The organism is Rhodopirellula islandica, from assembly GCF_001027925.1.
In the GTDB taxonomy this organism is placed as follows: domain Bacteria; phylum Planctomycetota; class Planctomycetia; order Pirellulales; family Pirellulaceae; genus Rhodopirellula; species Rhodopirellula islandica.
In genome coordinates, this window is the sequence record NZ_LECT01000028.1 from 87,194 (window position 1) to 108,222 (window position 21,029).

At 57.6% G+C, this 21,029-nt stretch carries 18 protein-coding genes; 12 read left to right on the forward strand and 6 right to left on the reverse strand.

Annotation, left to right across the window (positions count from 1 at the left end; translation table 11 throughout):
* Positions 1 to 3: 3 nt before the first annotated feature.
* Both RISK_RS14015 and RISK_RS14020 read right to left on the reverse strand, forming a co-directional pair.
* Positions 4 to 1,293 carry a Gfo/Idh/MocA family protein gene (locus RISK_RS14015; protein WP_047815059.1) on the reverse strand — a complete coding sequence of 430 codons (1,290 nt, stop codon included), beginning with the start codon at positions 1,291 to 1,293 and terminating at the stop codon, positions 4 to 6.
* Between the two features lie 147 nt (positions 1,294 to 1,440).
* Positions 1,441 to 2,679, reverse strand: coding sequence for a PQQ-binding-like beta-propeller repeat protein (locus RISK_RS14020; protein ID WP_047814934.1), 1,239 nt, complete (start codon positions 2,677 to 2,679; stop codon positions 1,441 to 1,443).
* Positions 2,680 to 2,810: 131 nt separating this feature from the next.
* On the opposite strand from RISK_RS14020, the gene nagA reads away from it, so the two are divergent.
* On the forward strand, positions 2,811 to 4,010 hold the full coding sequence (gene nagA / locus RISK_RS14025) for an N-acetylglucosamine-6-phosphate deacetylase (RefSeq protein ID WP_047814935.1): 1,200 nt from the start codon (positions 2,811 to 2,813) through the stop codon (positions 4,008 to 4,010).
* A 272-nt stretch (positions 4,011 to 4,282) separates the two neighbouring features.
* On the forward strand, positions 4,283 to 5,464 hold the full coding sequence (locus tag RISK_RS14030; RefSeq protein WP_047814936.1) for a DUF3500 domain-containing protein: 1,182 nt from the start codon (positions 4,283 to 4,285) through the stop codon (positions 5,462 to 5,464).
* Positions 5,465 to 5,915: 451 nt separating this feature from the next.
* Here RISK_RS14030 and RISK_RS14035 read toward each other — a convergent pair whose 3' ends face one another.
* Positions 5,916 to 7,724, reverse strand: a complete 1,809-nt coding sequence (locus RISK_RS14035) for a hypothetical protein (protein WP_236696295.1) — start codon at positions 7,722 to 7,724, stop codon at positions 5,916 to 5,918.
* Positions 7,725 to 8,024: 300 nt separating this feature from the next.
* On the opposite strand from RISK_RS14035, the gene RISK_RS14040 reads away from it, so the two are divergent.
* The 4 genes from RISK_RS14040 to RISK_RS14055 are packed head-to-tail and all read left to right on the forward strand — an operon-like array spanning position 8,025 to position 11,695.
* Entirely contained in the window at positions 8,025 to 8,918 is an 894-nt protein-coding gene (locus RISK_RS14040) for a polysaccharide deacetylase family protein (protein ID WP_047814937.1), read from the forward strand.
* Positions 8,919 to 8,956: 38 nt separating this feature from the next.
* A complete protein-coding gene (locus RISK_RS14045; protein WP_047815061.1) occupies positions 8,957 to 10,147 on the forward strand; it encodes a glycosyltransferase family 4 protein in 1,191 nt (396 codons plus the stop codon).
* A gap of 13 nt (positions 10,148 to 10,160) precedes the next feature.
* Positions 10,161 to 10,766 (forward strand): lysophospholipid acyltransferase family protein, encoded by a 606-nt coding sequence (locus RISK_RS14050; RefSeq protein ID WP_047814938.1) that lies wholly within the window; start codon positions 10,161 to 10,163, stop codon positions 10,764 to 10,766.
* Between the two features lie 2 nt (positions 10,767 to 10,768).
* Positions 10,769 to 11,695 carry a hypothetical protein gene (locus tag RISK_RS14055; protein ID WP_047814939.1) on the forward strand — a complete coding sequence of 309 codons (927 nt, stop codon included), beginning with the start codon at positions 10,769 to 10,771 and terminating at the stop codon, positions 11,693 to 11,695.
* A gap of 32 nt (positions 11,696 to 11,727) precedes the next feature.
* Here the strand turns inward: RISK_RS14055 and RISK_RS14060 are convergent, their stop codons facing one another.
* From RISK_RS14060 to RISK_RS14070, 3 genes are all read right to left on the reverse strand, one after another.
* Complete coding sequence (locus RISK_RS14060) at positions 11,728 to 12,930, reverse strand: hypothetical protein (protein WP_236696296.1); 1,203 nt, start codon at positions 12,928 to 12,930, stop codon at positions 11,728 to 11,730.
* A gap of 65 nt (positions 12,931 to 12,995) precedes the next feature.
* Positions 12,996 to 14,345, reverse strand: coding sequence for a 3-keto-disaccharide hydrolase (locus RISK_RS14065; protein ID WP_047814940.1), 1,350 nt, complete (start codon positions 14,343 to 14,345; stop codon positions 12,996 to 12,998).
* 32 nt (positions 14,346 to 14,377) lie between these two features.
* On the reverse strand, positions 14,378 to 15,619 hold the full coding sequence (locus RISK_RS14070) for a sulfotransferase family protein (RefSeq protein ID WP_236696297.1): 1,242 nt from the start codon (positions 15,617 to 15,619) through the stop codon (positions 14,378 to 14,380).
* A 189-nt stretch (positions 15,620 to 15,808) separates the two neighbouring features.
* Between RISK_RS14070 and RISK_RS14075 the strand changes: the two genes are divergently transcribed.
* The 6 genes from RISK_RS14075 to RISK_RS14100 all read left to right on the forward strand — a co-directional run bounded on the left by RISK_RS14075 (position 15,809) and on the right by RISK_RS14100 (position 21,028).
* On the forward strand, positions 15,809 to 16,129 hold the full coding sequence (locus RISK_RS14075; protein WP_008663028.1) for a MazG nucleotide pyrophosphohydrolase domain-containing protein: 321 nt from the start codon (positions 15,809 to 15,811) through the stop codon (positions 16,127 to 16,129).
* Positions 16,126 to 18,456 carry a hypothetical protein gene (locus RISK_RS14080; RefSeq protein WP_047814942.1) on the forward strand — a complete coding sequence of 777 codons (2,331 nt, stop codon included), beginning with the start codon at positions 16,126 to 16,128 and terminating at the stop codon, positions 18,454 to 18,456. The genes RISK_RS14075 and RISK_RS14080 overlap by 4 nt, the downstream gene beginning before the upstream one ends.
* 45 nt (positions 18,457 to 18,501) lie before the next feature.
* A complete protein-coding gene (locus tag RISK_RS14085) occupies positions 18,502 to 19,440 on the forward strand; it encodes an ABC transporter ATP-binding protein (RefSeq protein WP_047814943.1) in 939 nt (312 codons plus the stop codon).
* A gap of 100 nt (positions 19,441 to 19,540) precedes the next feature.
* On the forward strand, positions 19,541 to 20,074 hold the full coding sequence (locus RISK_RS14090) for a 3-hydroxyacyl-ACP dehydratase FabZ family protein (protein ID WP_047814944.1): 534 nt from the start codon (positions 19,541 to 19,543) through the stop codon (positions 20,072 to 20,074).
* A 26-nt stretch (positions 20,075 to 20,100) separates the two neighbouring features.
* Positions 20,101 to 20,490, forward strand: a complete 390-nt coding sequence (locus RISK_RS14095; protein WP_047814945.1) for an acyl carrier protein — start codon at positions 20,101 to 20,103, stop codon at positions 20,488 to 20,490.
* Between the two features lie 31 nt (positions 20,491 to 20,521).
* Positions 20,522 to 21,028, forward strand: a complete 507-nt coding sequence (locus tag RISK_RS14100; RefSeq protein WP_047814946.1) for a 3-hydroxyacyl-ACP dehydratase FabZ family protein — start codon at positions 20,522 to 20,524, stop codon at positions 21,026 to 21,028.
* Position 21,029: the final 1 nt, after the last annotated feature.

Genomic DNA, 21,029 nt, shown 5'->3' on the forward strand with positions numbered 1-21,029 from the left:
GGTCTAAGTCCAGTCGCGTTTCGCACGGCTGCGCAAACGGTTCGCTTCATCGTCGTCCACAAACGTTTCCGTTTGGGGATCAATCGTGAGCGTGCGATTCAAAATCCAAGCCAGCGCGGCGGCGTGACAAGCAACATGCGACCGACGCATCACGGTTGAATTGCAAGTCGCCTGTTCTCGAGTCTTGATGCAATCGAAGAAGTTCCGTGCGTGGGCGGTGACGTCCAAACCACGCACACGCTCAGCGCTGGAAAGCTCTTTTTGCAGGGCAGGTGAAGACGCCACAATCTCACCTTCATCGCCCGTTTCAATCGAGCCATCCTCACCGATGAACCGCACCGGGCAGGTCCCCAAACGAGTCAGCCAACGCGGGCTGCGATCACCAAACGGCTCCTCCAAGAAGTCCACTTTCAACTGAACGCCGTTGGCATACGTGCACATGATCGCGGTTTGCGAAGGCTCGTACTTCACAGGCATCGTGTCATCGGCGCCCGCGGCCCACTGGCAAAGATCCAGCGTGTGAGCTCCCCAATCCAGCAAACGCGCACCGCTGTCAAAGTCGTACTGACCACGCCAACGACCATCGACGTACTTCTGGTTGAATGGACGCCATGGAGCAGGCCCCAACCACATGTTCCAATCGCAAACGGCTTCGTCCGGTGTCGGTTGAGCGGGCAACCAAGTGTTGTCCAAGGTCGGCAAGTAAGCGGTGGCCTGCAATTCCTTTAGCTCGCCGAGCTTTCCAGACTGAGCCACTTGCACGGCTTGAATGAAATTCGGCACGCTCCGCCGCTGCGTGCCCGCCTGGAAGATTCGACCCGTTCGCTGGAACGTCTCATCGAGTAGCTGGCAATCACGAATCGTGATCCCACACGGTTTTTCACTGTAGACATCCTTGCCAGCCTCAGCGGCCAGGATCGATGCGGCGGCATGCCAACGATCGCCGGTTGCGATCAAGACCGCATCGATCTCATCCCGCGCCAGCAATTCTCGAAAATCGTGATAGAGCGTGCAGTCTTGATTGCCGTAATGGTCGTCCACCAACTTCTTTCCCGCATCACGCCGCGACTGTTGCACGTCAGCGATGGCGACACATTGCACATCCTTGAGCTTCAAGATCGCTTTCAGATCGTAGGTGCACCGAGGCCCGATCCCAATCACCCCCAGCGTGATCCGTTCCGACGCTGCGACAGAATCGCCAGCCCCAAGTGCCTGAGAGGAAACGAAAGCGGGAGTCGCGAGAGCCGCCCCAGCGGCCAGTGTGGTGGACAGAAAGCTGCGTCGATCGGTCATGATTTCGGTGGGGAAGGCGTAGCCGGAGGGATTTGCTAGCGAGACTGCAATCGTGGAACGAGTCGCCATCTCAGCAACATGTCTCTCATTCTAATGACTGAGAACACACCGATGGCCATCAAGTGCGTCAAGATCTTCCCGCCACTATCACAGCTTGATGCACAGCACTTCTTGGTTGTCGCGGATGTATCCCAAACCATTGGCGATTGAAAGGGATTGACGTGTCCTGCCAAACAGCTTGGATCTGCCCAATTCTTCGTATCCATCCGGCGAGACCTTCACCAACACCAACTCCCCGTCCATCGTGGTGATCCAAAGCTTTCCGTCGGCCAGAACCAAGTTGCCTTTGCCAAACCGAGTCTTCCGCCAAACTGTCTCGCCGGTGCCCGCATCAATGCATGTCAGGTGTGTGGTTGGCCCGGCTGCTCCCACATTGTCGAATCCGTAGAGATAACCATCGACCAACACCGATGTTTGCCATTCATTTCGCATCACGCTCTTGGAATCAACACTGGCCCAGTGCTCTTTGACCTCAAACTTCCCACTGGCCTGCTCAACGTCAATGAACACGCAACCATGGTTCTCGCCAGCCGAGATGAACACGTCGCCGTCCACCGAAACCGGATTCGCAGTGTTGCAGGCGTAGGGCGTTGGAAAGTCATACGTCCACAACACCGCTCCGTCGCTCGGGTCGATCCCCAGCGTTTTGTCGCCCGTCAAGCTGACAACCTGCTGTTCACCAGCGACTTCCATCAACGTTGGCGATGAGTAGCCCGCTGGTCCGCTGCCTGCTGACCACTGGAGTTGACCGTTGGCGATATCAAACGCCGCCACTGCCGTGCCGCTGCCTCCCACGTGCACGATGACCGAATCCCCGACCACCAATGGGGACGACGACATCCCGTATTCGGATTCTCTGGCGCGGCACGCCTGCAAGGCATCGGTCCGCCAAATCAGTTCGCCCGTCTTCTGATCGACCGCGCACAAGACACCATCGCCCGTGAACGCATAGACGACGCCACCCGATACCGCCGCGGTCGCACGAGGCCCATCGCCTTGACCGTTCTTGTACTCCGCTGCCAAACCGGTTTGCCAAGCACGCTCACCGGTTTTGGCATCGAAAGCAACGAGCAACTGCTTGCCCGAATCATTCATCGTGGTGATCGCCAAGCCATCCGCAACCGTGACCGCTGACATTCCCACACCACCGGGTACTCGCCAAACAACCTCGGGGCCTTCTTCGGGAAACGCGTCGAGCAACGCAGTCTCGCTGGACGCACCATCACGTTTTTCACCCAAAAACTGAGGCCAATCGGCGTGCGTCCAAGAACAGCCCACGATCGTTGCCAGCAAAACGTGGAGACTTCGGTGAATCAAGGTTCGCATGCTGTGTCTCGGACGGAGCGATCAAAAGGAAAAGCCGACCAACATGATAGCGCAATTGGTCACCTCGAGCACATCTCACCAACGGTATACTTCTCGTTCCCACCGGCCGTCCTCCAACCCAACTGCAATTTGTGTCCCATCTTTGCTTTCTCAACGGCACTGCGATCTTGCCCGACCGCTTGCTTCCCGATGCGGTCATCGTCTGCCGAGACGAACGAATCACGTACGTCGGAACCGCACGCTCTCGCGTTCCCGCCTCCGCGAAAATCATTGATGCCAAAGGTGGCTACATTTGCCCGGGCTTTGTCGACATCCACATTCATGGTGGCGGCGGTGCCGATGTGATGGACGGCACTCGAGAAGCGGTCCACACCGTTTGCCAGTCCCATGCTCGCCACGGAACAACAACCATCTTCCCAACCACCAGCACTGGAACCGACGATCAAATTCACGCGATGTTGGCAGCCTGCGGCGAAGTCCGCGACACTGGGAAAACCGATTGCGGAAGCAAGATCGGCGGTGTGCATCTATACGGCCCGTACTTCGCCAAGGGAAAAACAGGCTGTCACGACGAGTCCGTTTGCCGTGCTCCCAAGGCAGCCGAATACCGCCGCTACTTTGACTCGGGCATCATCGGGATCGCAACCTGCGCGGCGGAACTTCCGGGAGCGGCGGCGTTCTATCAACACGCGACGAAACGAGGCTGCTTGGTGACGTGCGGTCATTCCAATTCCAGTTGGAACGAGATGGACGCTGGATTCAAACGTGGCATGCGACACGTCGACCACTTTTGGTGTGCGATGAGCAATGTGTCCTCGGTCCGCAAACGACTCGGGGTTCCAATGCAAGGCAGCATGCTGGAGTACGTGTTGTCCAACCCAGAGATGAGCACCGAGGTCATCGCCGATGGGATGCACCTGGCACCGGAGCTCCTGAGTTTTGCTTGGCGAATGAAAGGCAGCAAGCGTTTGTGCTTGGTCACCGACTGCAACCGAGCCCTCGACATGCCGCCGGGGAAATATCGATTTGGCCCGGAAGCGGACGGCTCTTGGTTCACCAGCGACGGACAAGTCGGCTGGGCATCGCCCGGTTCCTTGGCCAGTTCCGTGATGGGAATGGACCACATGGTTCGCACGATGCACAAGCTCGGAAATGTTCCCCTGCAAGACGCCGTTCGCATGGCATCCCTGACTCCCGCCGAGCGAACCGGAATCGATCAACAAGTCGGCAGCCTGACCCCAGGCAAACAAGCCGACATCGTCTTGCTGAGCAAAACCTTGAAAGTGAAACAGGTCCATATCAACGGCGAACGGTGGTCACCGAGTCGCTAAGACAATCTGAGTTAACCGACGCATTGAGCAGGGTGACGAAAGCGGTTGAAGGCGGACTCGGTTGCAATGAGGCCTAGCCGTTGAGGGTTGCCTGACGGAACAGTTGGGGACAACTGTTCTACTCTGGATTCACCCCACTGAATCGTCAGTCCGATCCGCCGCAGAGCCTTCAGGGAACGGCTCCGTCGCATTGTTACAAAGTGTTTGGCCCTCCGATGGACGCGTTGGGTATAAAATTCAGAAAACACAGTCCCCCGAATCCTCGATCGCAATTGAGAAACATGAATCGACCGTCACATCTCCCCCGTTGGATCGCAGTCGCCACCGGTTTAATTTGCTGTTCAACCGCCCTCTTGAACGTCCATGCTCAAAGACCGGGCGGACGACGAGGTGCTCCCACGGTCGACGAACCGTTTGTTGGCATCACGACGTCGAACGGTCCGCAGAAAGACCTGTTTTCGATCGAGTCCACCGGTGTCACCACGGAACCCGTTCGTGTCGCAGCCGATGCCTTCCTGGCAGGGCTGACCGATCAGCAACGCGAGCGAACCGTCTTCCCGGTCGACGACACCGAATGGAGAAAGTGGGACAACCGACACAGCCCCAAACGCCAAGGAGTCGGCTTCGACGAGATGACCGAAGCACAACGAACGCTGGCCTTCGAAATGCTTCAGCAAAGCCTCAGTGCCAAAGGGCTGAAGAAAACCAAAGACATCATGAAGCTGAACGGCACGCTCGGTGAGTTGGCGAAGAAGCCCCAAGAATACAACGAATGGCTTTACTGGATCACCGTGATGGGGAAACCATCCGAAACGGAACCCTGGGGATGGCAACTCGATGGGCATCACGTCGTCATCAATTACTTCGTCTTGGGCGACCAAGTCGTGATGAGCCCCGTCTTCATGGGTTCCGAACCCGTCGAAGCCAAGCAAGGCAAATTCGCGGGAACGATCGTGATGCAAGACGAACAGGACAAGGGTTTGAATCTAATCAAGCTGCTGAGCGAAGGGCAGCGTTCCGAAGCGATCATCATGAATCGCAAGGATGGCAACAACAATCTGACGGAAGCCTACAAGGACAATGTCGTCCTGGACTATGCGGGGATTGTCGGTTCAAAGCTCGACGAAACGCAGAAAGGTGCTCTGCTGCAATTGATCGAAGAGTACGTCGGCAACATGCGAGAAGGACACGCAAAAGTGCGAATGTCCGAGGTGAAGCAGCACCTCGACGAAACCTACTTTGCCTGGATCGGCGGAACGACTGACCAAAGCGTGTACTACTATCGCGTTCACAGCCCGGTCGTCTTGATCGAGTTCGACCACCAACGCCGCGTCGCTCCGTTTCGAACGTCCGAACCGACGCGTGATCACATTCATACCGTCATCCGGACTCCCAACGGCAACGACTACGGCAAAGACATCCTACGCCAACACTACGAATCACATTCCCATTGAACGCGATATTCGCGGAAGCAAGTCGGCAGGAATGATCCGGCATCACCGAGGGATGCCGTTTGAGTATTAGCTTGGACTGCTAAATTTGGGGGCTGTGGCGGCCATGCGTTTGCGCAAGTTTTCATCCCGGTAGGGATTTCAGATGGTAGCCGTCGGTAAGCGATAGCGCCACCGATGGACACGCCCCCCACGCCGCCACTCTCCATCCCGCCGTGGCCATTGGCCACGGCGGGATGGAGAGTTTTATGGAACCTCGTTTTCCGGGGGTACGCTGCGACGCAGCGACCCCCGGCTACCATCTGAAATCCCTACCGGGATGAAGAAAGACAGAAGCCGGAAGAAAAATTGCATTCGCGATCGGAACGCCAATAGCAAACATTTCGCAGGGCAGACGAACGCTGGACTGGACAATGCTTGGTAGCGTCAGGCTGCCGTGGTGGACCAGGCATTGCTAAGCCGCCCGCCCACCGCGTTTGAGTTGCTTGCGAACCCGCCGGCGTTCCGCTTTGTTCATGCCGGACCAATCGATGTCCTCTTCATCCATCTCGCTGTAGTCGGGCTGGGAATCATCGTCGGAATCCCGATTCGGCGAAGACGGGGCATTCGAGCGTGAATCAGCGACTTCCTCCAAGTCCGAACTTGAGAACTCATCATCGGAATCAGTTGGGTCTGTCAACGCATCGCTCTTTGCCTTGCGGCCAAGCGACGGAAGCTTGAATCCAAATCGCCGCTTCTTGGGTGCCTCTTCAACATCTTCATCATCCGACGAAGCGGACGGAGCCGGTCGAGTGGGCTCCTCTTCGTTCTCGGATTCCTCATCGGCAACGGCTTTGGGCGTTCGCTTCCACTTGGGCAACCACGAGCGTTTGGCCTTGGGCTCCGTGTCTTCGGTGTCGCCATCCGGTTCAGACGATTCGTTCAGTTCCACCTCGTCGGACTCATCCTCTGAGTCAGCTGATTTGCGTTTGCGGCCCCAGAACTTCCACTTGGAAGATCGCTTGCTGGATTCCGCTTCCTTGCCGTTTTCATCGTGGGCAGAAGCATCGCTGCCTCGATCGTCGTCCGACTGGGCGGATCGATCGTTGGTGTTCTTGGACACATCGCTGGTTGGAGCGGCTTCGGCACGCTGCCAAAACCGTCGCTTGCGAGCCGTCTTGGTATCTGAACCGGCTTCCTTCTCGGGGCCTTTCGGCTCCGGTGGCTTTGCGGCTTGACGCGCAGGGGCTGCTGTCGACACTGGGGCTGACTTGGAAACCGGGTCTGGTTTGGGTGCTGAAGCTTGCTTCGCGGCAGGGGCCGCTTTCGCTGCGGGGGCCTGTTTGGGTGGCTTGGGTTCGCGTTTGGTCCACTCCCGCATGCTGTCCCCCTGTTCCGCCAACGCTTGTCGAAAACGGACCGCCAAGGTCGCAGGACGCTGGATTCCGCGAACGTCCATGTACAACGTTCGCAAGTACATCACCGTCGCGCAAAACCAGCAAGAAGCGGCAATCAACATCGCTGACGTGAACGCGGTCCAACGAAGCGGTGTGTCAATCGTGAAGAGATTCCAGTTCTCGGCGACGGGCAACGATGCCGCCAACCATCCGGCGAACATCCATGCGGCTGCGCTTCGATGCTTCCACATCTCGGCCGTGGTTCGCAACAACACCACCGCGCCACCCACGGTCAACAACAGCTTGACCCAATCACTGCCGGACAGTGCCACGCGTTTTCCCAACGCCCATTCGGTGACCCCGCCCAGTAAATCGATCAGCGGAACCATCGTGGCAACACTGCCCAGCACCCCCATCGCAGTGACCAGACGCCACAAACGATAGTGCCCCTGGAAGTCATCGTTGCGGTATCGCCGAAGTTGATAGATCAACCAAGACGTGCCCGCGATCCCCAGCATCAACATGCTGGTGCAGTAGCGGCCGAGACTGCCCACCGCATCAATTCGAGTGACGGCCGTGACCGAGGTTCGCTCTGCCAGAGCGGGCCAGGCAACCGAAGCGTAGTGCAAACCGATCAACGCCATCGCCAAGCAAACGACAACCGCGACCACCCCTGTCAGCGCGGACCGCTGCACGGGAACCAAAGAGAACCAACGTCCGCGCAAACATCGGCGAACGCGAGACCCGTAGGCGACAGCAGGCCGGCGAGCTTCTCGCCATTGCTGCTGGACTGCCTTCTGCTTGGCCGTCACGTTCCCGGAGTCGCCACCGGCGGTCGTCAGGAGAACCCTGCGGCGGCGTTCGATCGGACGTCGAGTGTGATTCATTGGATTGGACGTAACAAATCCGCACCGCAGGGAACAAGCCAAATCGCCACCAAACGGGCCTGTCTCCCTGCCATTCACCCGTTCGAAGCAGGTCGACAGGAGTCTTTCGGCATTTGGACTGTTTCGGTAAGCGTTGCGGTGAATGGTTCTTCCCCCACACGGCGGTCCCACCCACACAACCCGAACATTCGGTCAACGAACGCGAAGAACCTGGAATCCTGTTTCCCATGGGTTTCACATCACCCCCCATGGCATCGTAGCGTTTGCCAAAGCTTCCCCACGCTCACCGCCCAAGACACCATGCAATTGCTCCGCTCCCTCGCGATCTCCACACGTCTGGCGATTCAAACGCCTTGGCGACGTCGACAATTGAAGCGAATGTCAGACCAGGGTCAGGCCCCGATTTCGGTGCTGTTTTATCACCGGGTCGCCGACGAACCGATCAATCCGTGGACGATTTCAAAGCGGGACTTTGAACGCCAGGTTGACTACTGCCGCGAGCATTTTGAATTGATCTCGCTGCAAGAAGTGCAGCGTCGACTCGACACAGGCCACTCGCCTCGGCCGGCGGTTTCATTCACCTTCGACGATGGCTATTCCGAAAACTGCGAATTCGCATTGCCGCTGATGATCCGGCACCGGATCCCTTGCACGTACTTTGTGACCACTGAAAACGTCCGTCACGGACACCCCTTTGAGCACGACCTTCGCCTGGGTCATCCGTTGCCAATCAACACGGTCGAACAAATCAAAGCGGCCGCTGACAGCGGCATCGAGATCGGACTGCACACGGCCAACCATGTTGATTTCAACCGGGTTCACACAATCGAAGAGCTGAACCAAGAAATTGTCGAAGCGAAAAACAACTTGGAAGAGATGATTGACCGACCGGTTCGCTACCTCGCCGTTCCATTCGGCTTGCCACAACAAATGCGTCCAGCTGTCATCGAGACCGCCCGGCAATGCGGTCTCAAAGGAATCTGCAGTGCCTACGGTGCGTACAACTTGATCGGCGATGACTCCTTTCACATCCGACGCTTCCACGGGGACCCACAATTCAATCGTCTCCGCAATTGGTTGACCTATGACGAACGCAAGAATCGTCGACGGCCCACTCTGCCAGACCAAGATGTGCTGAACATCGAACCCGAACTCGCTGCCAAAATCCGCCACCCCGAACTTGCTTTCTCATGAATTCGTTTTCTCAACCCATTCAGCGACCGTTGAAATGCATGTTTGTCATCACCAGCATGCCGGTCGGCGGCGCCGAAACGCTGCTGGTGAACTTGATGAGGCGAATGGATCCAAGCGTGATCCAACCGGAGGTCATCTGCCTGAAGGAACCTGGACCACTCGGAACGGAAATTGCAAACGAGTTCCCCGTTCACAGTGACCTCATTGGTGGCAAGTACGACATCGCGGTGCTGCCCCGATTGGCACGCTTGCTGCGGAAGCGAAACGCCGACGCAGTGATCACCGTGGGTGCCGGTGACAAAATGTTCTGGGGACGCTTGGCTGCGAAGCTGGCTGGCGTGCCTGTGATCGCGTCCGCGCTGCATTCCACGGGTTGGCCCGACGGCGTTGGAAGATTGAATCGCTTGCTCACCCAGATCACCGACGCGTTCATTGGGGTTGCCGAATCACACGGTGAATTCCTTCGCACGTTCGAAAAATTTCCCGCGAACAAGGTCCGCGTCATTCGCAACGGAATCGATTGCGAGCGTTTTCATCCCTCCGCTGAATGCCGCACTTCACCCGACGTTCGGAAAGAACTCGGCTTGGCCCCCGAAACCCCGTTGATCGGAATCGTGGCAGCCCTGCGGAGTGAAAAGAATCATTCGATGCTGATTCAAGCAGCAGCCAAACTGCGGGAACGACACCCCGATCTTCACACGCTGATCATCGGAGAAGGGCCCGAACGAGACACGATCGAACCTTTGATCGAACAACTCGGGCTCACCGATCGAGTCCATCTGCTGGGCAACCGCAGCGACACGCCTCGCTTGCTCGCCGCGATGGATGTGTTCACGCTCTGTTCGCTCAACGAAGCCTCCCCGGTTTCGATTCTGGAAGCTCTGGCCTGCGAGACCCCCGTGGTCGCGACCGATGTGGGCTCCATTTCCGAAACCGTTCTGCCTGGAAAGACAGGCGAATTGGTCCCCAGCGAGGATGTGAATTCATTCGTTGCCGCGATCGACCGGTTGCTCACGAAAGACGACTTGCGTTCGCAATTGGGCCGAAATGGTCGTGAATTGGTCCAAGCCACCGGTTCGCTGCAATCGATGGTCGATGGCTACCAAACGCTCATTCATGAAATTTTTGCCGAGAAATCGAGAGCCAGCCAACCGGCCTTCGTCGCCAAAGCCGCTCCTCGAACTCCATCCGCTGCAATCAAGGGTGCTTCGAGGGTACCGGTTAGCTGAGTAAACTGGTCGCATGACACTGACCAGCCACATCATCGTTCTGCTCGCCAAGATGTTCAGCGGCTTCACCGTTCGATGGGTGGATTGCCAGCCGGACACCTGCCAACGAATTTACTTTGCCAACCACACCAGCCACCTCGATGCAGTGGTTCTCTGGTCGGCGCTGCCGCACGAAATCCGCTCGCTGACCCGACCCGTCGCCGCGAAAGATTATTGGACCGGAAGTTGGTTCAAAGAACACATCGCACGCAGCTTCAACGCACTGTTGATCGACCGCAAGGAAATCAAGGTCCACAAAAGCCCGATCGACATCATGATCCGGCAAATGGGCGACCTCTATTCGCTGATCGTCTTTCCCGAAGGCAGCCGCTCAGCGGGTGAAGAGATGAGCGACTTCAAAAGCGGCCTGTACTACCTGGGCAAAAAACGCCCGGACCTCGAATTGGTTCCCGTCTACATCGAAAACTTGAACCGAATCTTACCGCGTGGTGAAGTGCTGCCGGTGCCCTTGCTCTCATGCATCACGATCGGTGCTCCTATCTTCTTGGAAACCGGTGAACCCAAAGCCGACTTTTTGCGCCGCGCTCGCCAAGCGGTGCTTCAACTCAAGGAAGTCTGACCATGTCGACACACCCCAACGATCCGTTTCATTCCGGCTCCCCAGTTCACCCGAACGCCGATCCCAACGCTGCGGTGCAGCCCGTCAACAAATCCGGTTGGGGATGCTTCCTTTGGGGATGCTTGGGAACACTGACCGTCGCGGTCGTCGTGATGATCGCCAGCATGTTCGGTGTCTACTACTTTGTCACCGGACAAGTCGAAAAGTACACCGACACGCACCCCGCCGATGTTCCCGTGGTCGATTGGGACGAGGCACGCCTGGATGAACTGCAGGCCCGGATCGACGCCTTCAGCGACCAAGTCAAATCGGGCTCGCCGGAAGATTCCAGCGGCGCAGATCCCGATGGCGAGGCTGCAACCGACGGCGGTGGTGATGCCGCGAATGAAGTCGAAGAATCAGCGGTCCCCGCCGATCTCCCTCGAGAATTGCGTCTGACCAGCGAAGAAATCAACGCTTTGATCTCGTCCAACGAAGAACTCCGAGGCAAAGCATTCGTTCGCATTGAAGATGGGCGACTGTATGGCCAAGTCACACTGCCGACCGACCAAATCCCCGGTGGCAAGGGTCGCTTCTTCAACGCCGACGCCGAATTCGAAGTCTCCATGAACAACGGCGTGTTGGTCGTTCGCCTGACCAGCGCCAGCGTCAAAGGCGAACCCATTCCCGAAGCCTTCATGGAAGGATTCTCCCAGCAGAACCTCGCCAAAGATGCTTACGACGATGTCGAGACCGCAGAGCTGCTGCGGAAGTTCGACAAAATCGAAGTGGTCGACGATGCCATCGTGCTGCAGTTGCGAGAACCCGAGAGTGAAACAACCGATTCGGAAGACTCCAACGACGAAGAATCACCTGCTGAAACCGAGAGCCCGAAAACGGAAGCCGCTGCCGAAGAAACCGTAGCCGAAGAAGCCGCTGTTACCGAGTGACCGGAAGTCAATCGGTTGCCAATCCCAATGGTCTACGGGACGAACCAATACGCCTCACCGGCCGCCTGAAATTCATCCGGTCGTGTCCACCATTGCTCGTCCCGTTCGCCCGTCCAGCGGTCGGACGCGGACTGCACTTTGCCCCGAACCTGGTTCTCGATGCCGCTCTGCTGGATCAGTTGATTCGCGAGCGCCCATTGATACCTGGCCTGCGGAACCGCGGGCACACCGCGAATGGCGAGCGACAACGAACCAAGACGCAGGTCGTGCCAACGATCCGCATCTTCGTCAGCGCCAACCGCTACTTGCCAGGCTGCTGGCAATCGTTCGAGCGCTGATTCATGCACTTGCAGGGACACACGGCTGCTGTGGGGTGAATACAACGCCCAGGCCAACCAGTGATCCCAGTAGCCGCTGCGTTCAAACACCGGCATCAACAAAGCCACCGCCACGGTCGCCCAAGCCAACCAACTCGCTAACCAACCCACCGGGCGTGGCCCCGACTCAGCGTCCCGGTCGGGTTCCAGTGCCGGCCCAGCAAACAACCACCACGCCTGGATTGCCATCACCACATTCCAAACCATCACCCCGGGACTGTGCCCCAGCCCCAACGGAGACAACACCGTGAGCAAACCAAGGTGCATCGCGGTTGCCATCCACACCCCCAGCATTCGCGTTCGGGACCAGCACAGAGCGAACGCAACACACAGCTCAAATGCGGGGAAGCTGGCCGCAGCAAACAAACGCGTTCGCACCGGCCACGTCGAGACATCGACGCCCACCCACTGCAGCGGAGCCCGCAGAAAGTCTTGCCCCACGGTGTGCAAGAACTGAAAGTCAAACTTGCCGACCGCGCTGAACACATACACGCTGATCGTCAACAACCGAATCAAACGAAAGGCTGGCTCCGAGGCCTGCCCCGATTCATTTCGCGGAGCAAGCGTGAACAAGACCGCATACAGAAACGATTGGTAAACCCAAGGCTGCAATCGATGCTGGTCCAACACCACCGAGATCGCAAGTGACGCGGCAATGATCGGCCACGCCCATCGCGCCCGACCGAGCCCGACGATGACCCAACACGCGATCACAATCACACCGGTGATCACCGTTGAGATCAGGCCGGTCGCTTGCTGAGCCAGGCCAACGTTCGCAAGATCGAACATTGGCACGGCGGGATAATCCCCCGCCCCCGTCCAGCCCGCTGGCAACCACAACCGAAATGTTGCGGCCATCAACGCGAGCAACGCGATGGCCCAAAACGCTTCAAACCTGCCTCGTGTCCGCCTCGTCGTCACCACTACTCACTGCCTTCTGCGGCGGTCTGCACGGCAACGGCGATCTGACGATAAGTCGCTTGCGTCGTCTTGTCGTGACCTTGCACGATGATCGATCCTGGCTCCAGTCGAAGTCCACGACGTGGGTTTTCATCCGCCTTGCGAGTGTCAACGATATCGGTCACTTGAATTCCATTGACCCACGTCGCGAAGTGGTTGCCTTCGGCGACCAGCAGGATTGAATTCAAACGCTCAGGTTCCCCCGCAACCACGCGAGCGTCCTGGCGACGGAAGATCCCACCGGCACCACAATCCGCGGGCTTCAACGGGTTGCCATCGATCAGCTCGTTGCTGACCTGGCACTCGTACCCCATCATTTCGTCTCCCGGAATGGCACGAAAGAACAACCCCGAATTGGATTTTGGATCGTCCATTTTGTATTCAGCCAACATCACAAAGTCACCGAACACAGCGTTTGTCTCGAGCTGTTGCTTGCCGCCATCGACCACCAAATGACCGTCGTCGTCGATTCGGTACTCACCTTCCATGCCTTCCCGAACGGTCCAACCTTCCAAGCCATCGGCCAGCAGATTCTTCAGTCCCAACGGACGCAACTGAATGTTCTTGAAAGCGATTCTGCCGTCGCGATGCTGCAAACCGATGTAACCGGTGGTGGGCCGCGTCGCGTCATCGATTTCGCAAGTCACGGTTCCGTCGATCGTGACTCGGAGCGTGGCCCCGTCGCACAAGATGTTCATCGTGTGCCATTTTTCAGGGTCGGTGTCAAACGTCTCGCCCTTTGCTCGCTCGACCACGCCACCGGTTGGAAACGGGTTCGACGGCGGTGCGATGTTGACTTCGTAGCAATCCGCCGTGACGTCTTGTGGATCCAGCGTCGTGCGGACAAACACGCCCGAGTTCGTGTCTTCATCGCACTGGAACTGAAGTTCCAATTCGTAATCACTCCACTGCGTCGACGTGGTCAACAAACAGTTCTCGCCTTGATCGGCCACGATGGTCTCATCTTCCACTCGGAAGTTGGCTTTGCCACCAATCGCCCAACCAAACAAAGTGTGCCCATCGAACAATCGAATCCAGCCCTGTTGGGTGCGCTCGATCGGCAGACGACTGGCCAACAACTTTTCTGCATCCGCTTCAAACACAGGCGGCTCAAAAGAGGCTTCGGTGGAATCCGAGGAAGCCTCTTGCGTGGCATCACCATTGCCGGACGTTGACGAAGCCTCGTTAGCTTCCGCCTGATCGGCGGTCGAATCCGTCCTGGACGAGGAGCATCCGGGAAACATCATTCCTGCCAACAAACAAACGGTCAGCGGGAGGACACAAGACGAGCGTGCAAAAATTCGGTTCATCATTTTCCAAACGATTCAATGAATGCCAAGAGAGATCAGCGGTAGCCGTACCGGTCAAAGTAATCGCTCCAGCGGTCCAGCAAGTGTTTTTCTTGCTCGGGATCCAACTGGTGCGTGTTGGTTTTGTATTGACGATGTTCGTTCTCGGCCCAATCTTGAATGTCTTCGCTGACCGTATCGAAATCACTCAGCCGCAACGATTCGTAAATTTTCCTCAGCGTGCCGACCGGTTCCGCGATCAAATCCTCATAGCGAATGTCGATGATGTGATGCTCATCGATTTCTTGACGATCGGCATGGAAGGAGTCGTACATCTTGGTCAAACAAGTCAGCACGTACTCATCCAGGCCTTCTTCTTTGCTGGTTTGCAAGGACTGCACTTCGTCCAAGCTTCGCCACAACCGGCAGGTGCTCGGAAACAGCGCCCGGGGATCGCGAGTGATATGAACAAACTTGGCTTGCGGGAACGCGCGGGCCAGATGACCGATGCGGCCAGTGTGGGTGGGACTCTTGATCACCAGCGGTCGATTCGTTGAAACGCTGACTCGCAACAAGAACGAACGCAGCGTGGACATCCAGTTTTCGCGTTCTTCCTCGGTGATGTCATTCAGGTCTAAGTACTCCATGTCGACCTGCTGTTGCCGTGGAAACGCGATCCGACGGTAAGGTGACGGGACACCCAAATTCATGAGCGCGAACTCGTCTTCTTGGGGACGGTCCCAACCGGCGTCCATGTTGTCCATCGGCCGTTTGCCCGGCAGCAACCAACTCGCGAATTTCCGGAAGAACCACTGGGTCACCAAAAAGTGCGAGGGCGCAAAGCACTGGAATGTCGAGGGGCTGCTGAATCGTTCATCGCGAACCATCAATTCGTGCAGCAGCGTGGTGCCGCTTCGCCAATGCCCCACGATGAAGACCGGGGGCCCGTGCAATTCCGCTTCTCGCAACCGTCGCGCGAACAAAACGTTCTGCAGGCACGTCAACAGCGTGTTGATGAATGTTGTCAGCGAAACGCTGATCACCATCGGAACGCGCGAGGGACTGATTTCGAAGTTGCCACTGCGCAACAAACGCCACCATGCGGCGGGACGCATCCCATGCCAAAAACGGGGGCTGTAGAACGGGTACGAGTTCAGCTTGGCCGGTTTTGGGTTCGCCGAGGGGGCGGAAGGCGTTGGAGAGACTTCGGGTTTCGAACTGGATTCCATGCGACTGGTTGCAAGTGTGCCGAAGTTTGGTGGAACGGAAGGGGACAGCGTGACACAAGAAGGAGGCATGCCAAGGTGCCTCGCGGTTCCGATTCGGGTCGCTAGAATACGCCTCCCAGCCGAATTGGCCTATCATCTGAATGGATCGAACCTAGATTTTTTGCGTGTTTCGAGCTTCCAAGTCGCCTGATCCGCAATTTCGAATTCAATCTTCCGCTCGGCTCCGCCGAATTCCGCCTTCTCCGCCCGACCTCCTTCATGACGTCTCCCAGCAAAGATCTCTCGATCGCGGATCTGCAAAAGCACATCCACCGCATGTATTACGACAAAGATGTCGCGCGCGGTGTGGACGGCACGTTCATGTGGCTGATGGAAGAGGTCGGGGAACTCGCCTCCGCCCTTCGGGGGGACGACCGAGAAAACCTGGCCGAAGAGTTTGCCGACGTCATCGCCTGGCTGTTCACGATCGCGAATGTGGCTGACATCGACTTGGCAGACGCCTTGTCCAAGAAATACGGCAACGGATGCCCTGGTTGTGGCCGATTTCAGTGCGAATGCAGCCTGAGTGAAAAACCATGACCCAAGGCAATCCACTGTCTCATCCCCGAACCACTCGCCCCACCAGCACCACTTTGCTGGCATTCGTTCTGGTCCTGGTGCCCTGCGTGTTGGCGACCAACAGCAGCGCCCAGGAATCCGTCTCCCCCAGCACGCAGGCCAATTGGGCAGGCATCCAAGGGCATTACCGTCCCGGGCAGTGGACCGCGGTTCGCTTGAAACCCTCGGAAGCGGAGTCAACCTTTGGCAAGGCGATTCCGGTCGAGCAACTCAGTGACTTGTTGATTGAAACCGTTGACGGCGACGGCGCGGTGGTCACCTATGAACAACCCAGCCTTGCCGAGGACTCGCCGTTTGCACTCGTCATTCCCGGCAGCGAAGCGGCTCCGATCATCGTTCGATCCGGCGATCAGATCCTGGCCCGGACTCGGTTGCCCGAATTGGGTATCCCGGCCAACGGCCCCTCGATGATCCCCTTGGGCATGCCCTGGGTGATGGTCTTTGGCGACCCCCTGGGCATCGACACCGTCGGCGTGAATGAGTTGCTCAGTCGGGAAGCTTCCGTCGCGGTGACCCGCATCCAAGACCCCGCGGCGGTCCCGGACCATGCTTTGGCGCTCGACGGGATCGACCTCTTGGTGGTCAATGCGGCCGGAATTCCGATCCTGAAAGAACTCAGTCCCTCGCAGCGTACCGCGATCTCACAATGGGTCCAAAACGGCGGCGAAGTCCTGCTGACATTGGGCGAGAAAGCCGAATCGCTGTTGGAATCCGCTGACTGGTTGGCGGACTTGCTCCCCAGTTCCGTGGCCACCGCTGAAACCATTCGCCTCGATCCATCTGGCCTGGAAACTTTCACCAGCAGCCAAACTCGGCTGCCTCCATTCGAAGGCCTGCAACTGCCCAAAACGTTTGGCCGCGATGGCGTTGGCGAAATGCTCATCACAGGCCGCACCAGCCGCCGGGTCAGTCTCCCGTTCGCGGTTCGTTACGTGTCTGGCTTTGGCCGAATCACGGTGCTCGCCGCCGACTTGGAGTCCCCCGCTTTCGCCGAGTGGCCGCAGCGGATGGACTTGGTCATGCTGCTGATTGGCGACTCCCTTCGGCATGCGGACGAAGACAACGTCAGCGAAAGCATTCGGCTCAGTGGATTCGCTGACCTCGCCGGTCAAACTCGCGCCACTCTGGATCGTTTCGAGCTCAAACGACCATTCAGCTTTGCGGTTCTGGCGGTGATCATCGGATTGTTGATCGCCTTGGTCGGCCCGCTGGATTACCTGTTGATGCGAAAGTTCAACCAGCGTGCCTGGATTGGTTGGCTGACATTCCCCGTCGTTTCGGTGGCGTTGTCGATCGGCCTTTGGATGGCCGCTCAACCGCGAATCGCTGCGGAAACCGGCACCACAGATGTGCCTGAGACCGCTCCGGCTGCCGTGGACGACGCGTTGCTTCGGACCAACTCGATTGAGTTCGTGGACATCGATGCCGAATCTGGATTTGGCCGCTTGTTTCGTTGGGCGTTCGTCTACTCGCATCCATCCAGCCGCGTTCGGATCGCGACTCGAACCACCGCCGAAACCCAAGCGGTCGCGGACAAGTTCCATCACCAAGTCTTGGCGCCGTTTGGAACGCCGAGCCTCTCGATGGGAGGCATTCAAATTGAGTCTTCCGGGAAATCCTGCAGCGTTTTGCTGAATCAAACCGATCCATCGTCGCCCCTGAGCAGCCAAATCGCAGGCATGCATTTGGCACCACGAAGCAGCAAATCGATCGCACTGCAGACGCAGTTCTCGACGGACATGCCGCAGCAGACGCTCCAACGACGACGTGGCAGCGAACTCCTCAACGGCAAACTCATCAACACGCTGCCAGTCGACTTGCTCGACGGCATGCTGATCTATCAAAACTGGGTTTACCTGCTTCCGACACGACTCCCCGCCGGTTCGCAAATCGACGAAATTGACTCGCTTCGCCAGAAGAACTTCCGCTGGCAATTGTCGCGGCAACGCGCCTTGGAAAGCAATTCGGAAGGCGAATCCTGGGATGTGACCACCGTCGACCAACCGCGGCGATTGGCCGAAATGTTGATGTTCCACGACGCCGTTGGCGGACCGCGATACACCGTGCTTCGCAATGAGGTGCTCAGCCACCTGGACTTCAGTTCACTGCTGACCGCGGACCGCTGCATTTTGGTGGGACGCTGCCGATCGCCATGGTCGGAATTGGTGGTGACCCCCGAATCGGCCGATTCTGACAGCACCTCCCAAACCGCGGCGTCGCTGGCGACTTCCGAGCAATCCAATTCCTACGTCCGTTTGGTTTTGCCGGTCGAAGAAGTCCGACGTTGATTGAATTCCCCCGTTTGTTTCCCTTGTTCTGCATCGTGCCGGCTCGTGATCAAGACAGTTGACCTGACGAAAAAATACGGCGACGCGTTCGCGATCCGCGCCATTGATTTGGACCTGGAAGCGGGCGATTTGTTCGGTTTCATTGGCCCCAATGGGGCTGGCAAAACGACGACGATGCGGATCATCGCCACACTGTTGGAACCCAGCTGGGGCGAGGCCTACGTGTGCGGCCACAGCGTCCACACGCAGCCCAAGGAAATCCGGCGATTGGTCGGCTACATGCCCGACTTCTTTGGCGTGTACGACGACATGACGGTGGTCGAGTACCTCGAGTTTTTCGCCGCGGCTTACCGGATCGGCGGAGAAGCCCGTCGCAAACGCGTCAATGAAATGCTGGAAGTTGTTGACCTGGACTTCAAACGCGACGCCTATGCCAACACGCTCTCACGCGGGCAAACCCAGCGTCTGGGACTTGCGCGAACACTGCTGCATGACCCCCAAGTCTTGCTGCTCGACGAGCCGCTTTCTGGACTGGACCCGCGGGCTCGGATTGAGATGCGGAACCTGCTGCGCAGGCTCGGTGAGATGGGCAAAACGGTGATCGTCAGCAGTCACATTCTGCCGGAACTGGCCGACGTGTGTAACAAAGTGGGAATCATCGACCGCGGGGAACTCAAACAGAACGCTCGGGTGACCGAGGTGATTCGCATGGTCCGCGAACACACGGTGCTGATCATCCAACCCAGTCAACGCGAACAAATGGCCCGGATCGCGGAGCTTTTCGAGGGGCACCCCTTGGTTCAGTCGACTCAGCCGGGCGACGATGCCGTGCGAGTGATTTTGAACAGTGACACGGACGACTACACCGAATTGCCCAAGTTGCTGATCGACAACGGCATCGGTTTGAAGCGATTTGCCGAAGAAGAATTGGACCTGGAATCCGCCTTCATGGCCCTCACCAAGGGCACCAGCACCCGCATGTGAGCGTCCGAGCAGACAAATTTGGCCGAATCGGGCGTTTGAGTGCCATTCTGTACCGATTCTGTGGTTGAGGCGTTTTGGGCGGGGTACTAAGTTACGCGGCATGAAATACCGCCAAATCGACCGAATTACCGAACTGACGCCCGGCCAACGCTTGGTCGGTGAACGAACTTTGGCGGCAGACGAAGAGTACCTCGCCGACCATTTCCCCCGATTCCCCGTCATGCCCGGCGTGATGATGCTCGAAGCATTGCATCAAGCCGCCGTGTGGTTGGTCCGAATGTCGCCCGAGTTTGATTCCGCTTTGGTGCTTCTACGAGAAGCCAAGAGCGTCAAATTTGGTGATTTTCTGTCACCCGGTGAGACACTGACGGTGGAAGCTGAGATATTCAAACGCGACGGAGCGTTGACGATTGTCAAAGCCAAAGCTCGCAAAGGCGACCGGACGACCGTTTCAGCCCGTTTGATCCTTGAGAGCTGCTCTAGTGGCGACCCGGAACATCTTGGTACCGACGCGGACGTTCAACGACTCTCTCGCGAGCAATTTTTTTCCCTGTTCAGCGACTCCCCCGCCGCGATGGCCCTGCGCCGTCCCGGCGAGAACATTTCGCCGACCATGACCCCTCACTCTGTTTGAAACACACTTAGGATTAGGAACGCACGATGGCGCTCTCAGAAGACGAAATTTTCACCAAAGTCCAAGAAGCTCTCGTTGACGCCTTGGGTGTCGACGACGACGAAGCCACTCGCGATGCCACTTTGGTGGGCGATCTCGGCGCCGAATCCATCGACTTCCTGGACATCGTGTTCAAGCTCGAAAAAGCTTTCGACATCCAAATCCCTCGCGAAGAACTGTCACCAGAAGACATTCTGACAAACAGCCAATACGTCCAGGACGGTGTTGTCACCGCCGACGGAATGGCCGAACTGAAGAAACGGATGCCTTGGGCCGACCTGTCGAAGTTCCAAGAAAACCCACGGGTCCAAGACTTCGGCAACCTGCTGACCGTTGGCGACTTGTGCAATTACGTCAACAGTAAAGTCAACCAGTAAGCATCCGCGTAACAACCGAAGGCAGCCTGCCATGCGATGGTTTTGGGTGGATCGCTTCACCGAATTTGTGAGCGGATCTCATGCGTCCGGCGTGAAGAACGTCGCGCTGGACGAAGAGGTCGTTGACAATTACTGCCTCGGCTACACGATGCTTCCGCCAACCTTGATCATCGAGGGTCTCGCTCAATTGGGCGGGATCCTGGTGCACGAGAAATTTGGCTTCACCAAACGGGTCGTTTTGGCCAAAGTGGGCAGCGCGAAGTACTATGCACCAGCGCGGCCTGGCGACTCACTTCAGTACCATGTCAAACTGGAACGCACCCAAGACAGCGGCGCTACCGTCGCCGGCACCAGCCACTGCGATGGTGTGCTGCAAGCCGAAGTCGACCTGATGTTTGCCTTCCTCGAAGAAGGCCACCTGATCGATGGACCGCTTTTCAATCCAGGCGATTTGCGGGCCATGATGCGAATGATGAACTTCTTTCACGTCGCCGTCACGGCTGACGGAGAACCGATTCCCTTTCACGAAAATCTGTAAA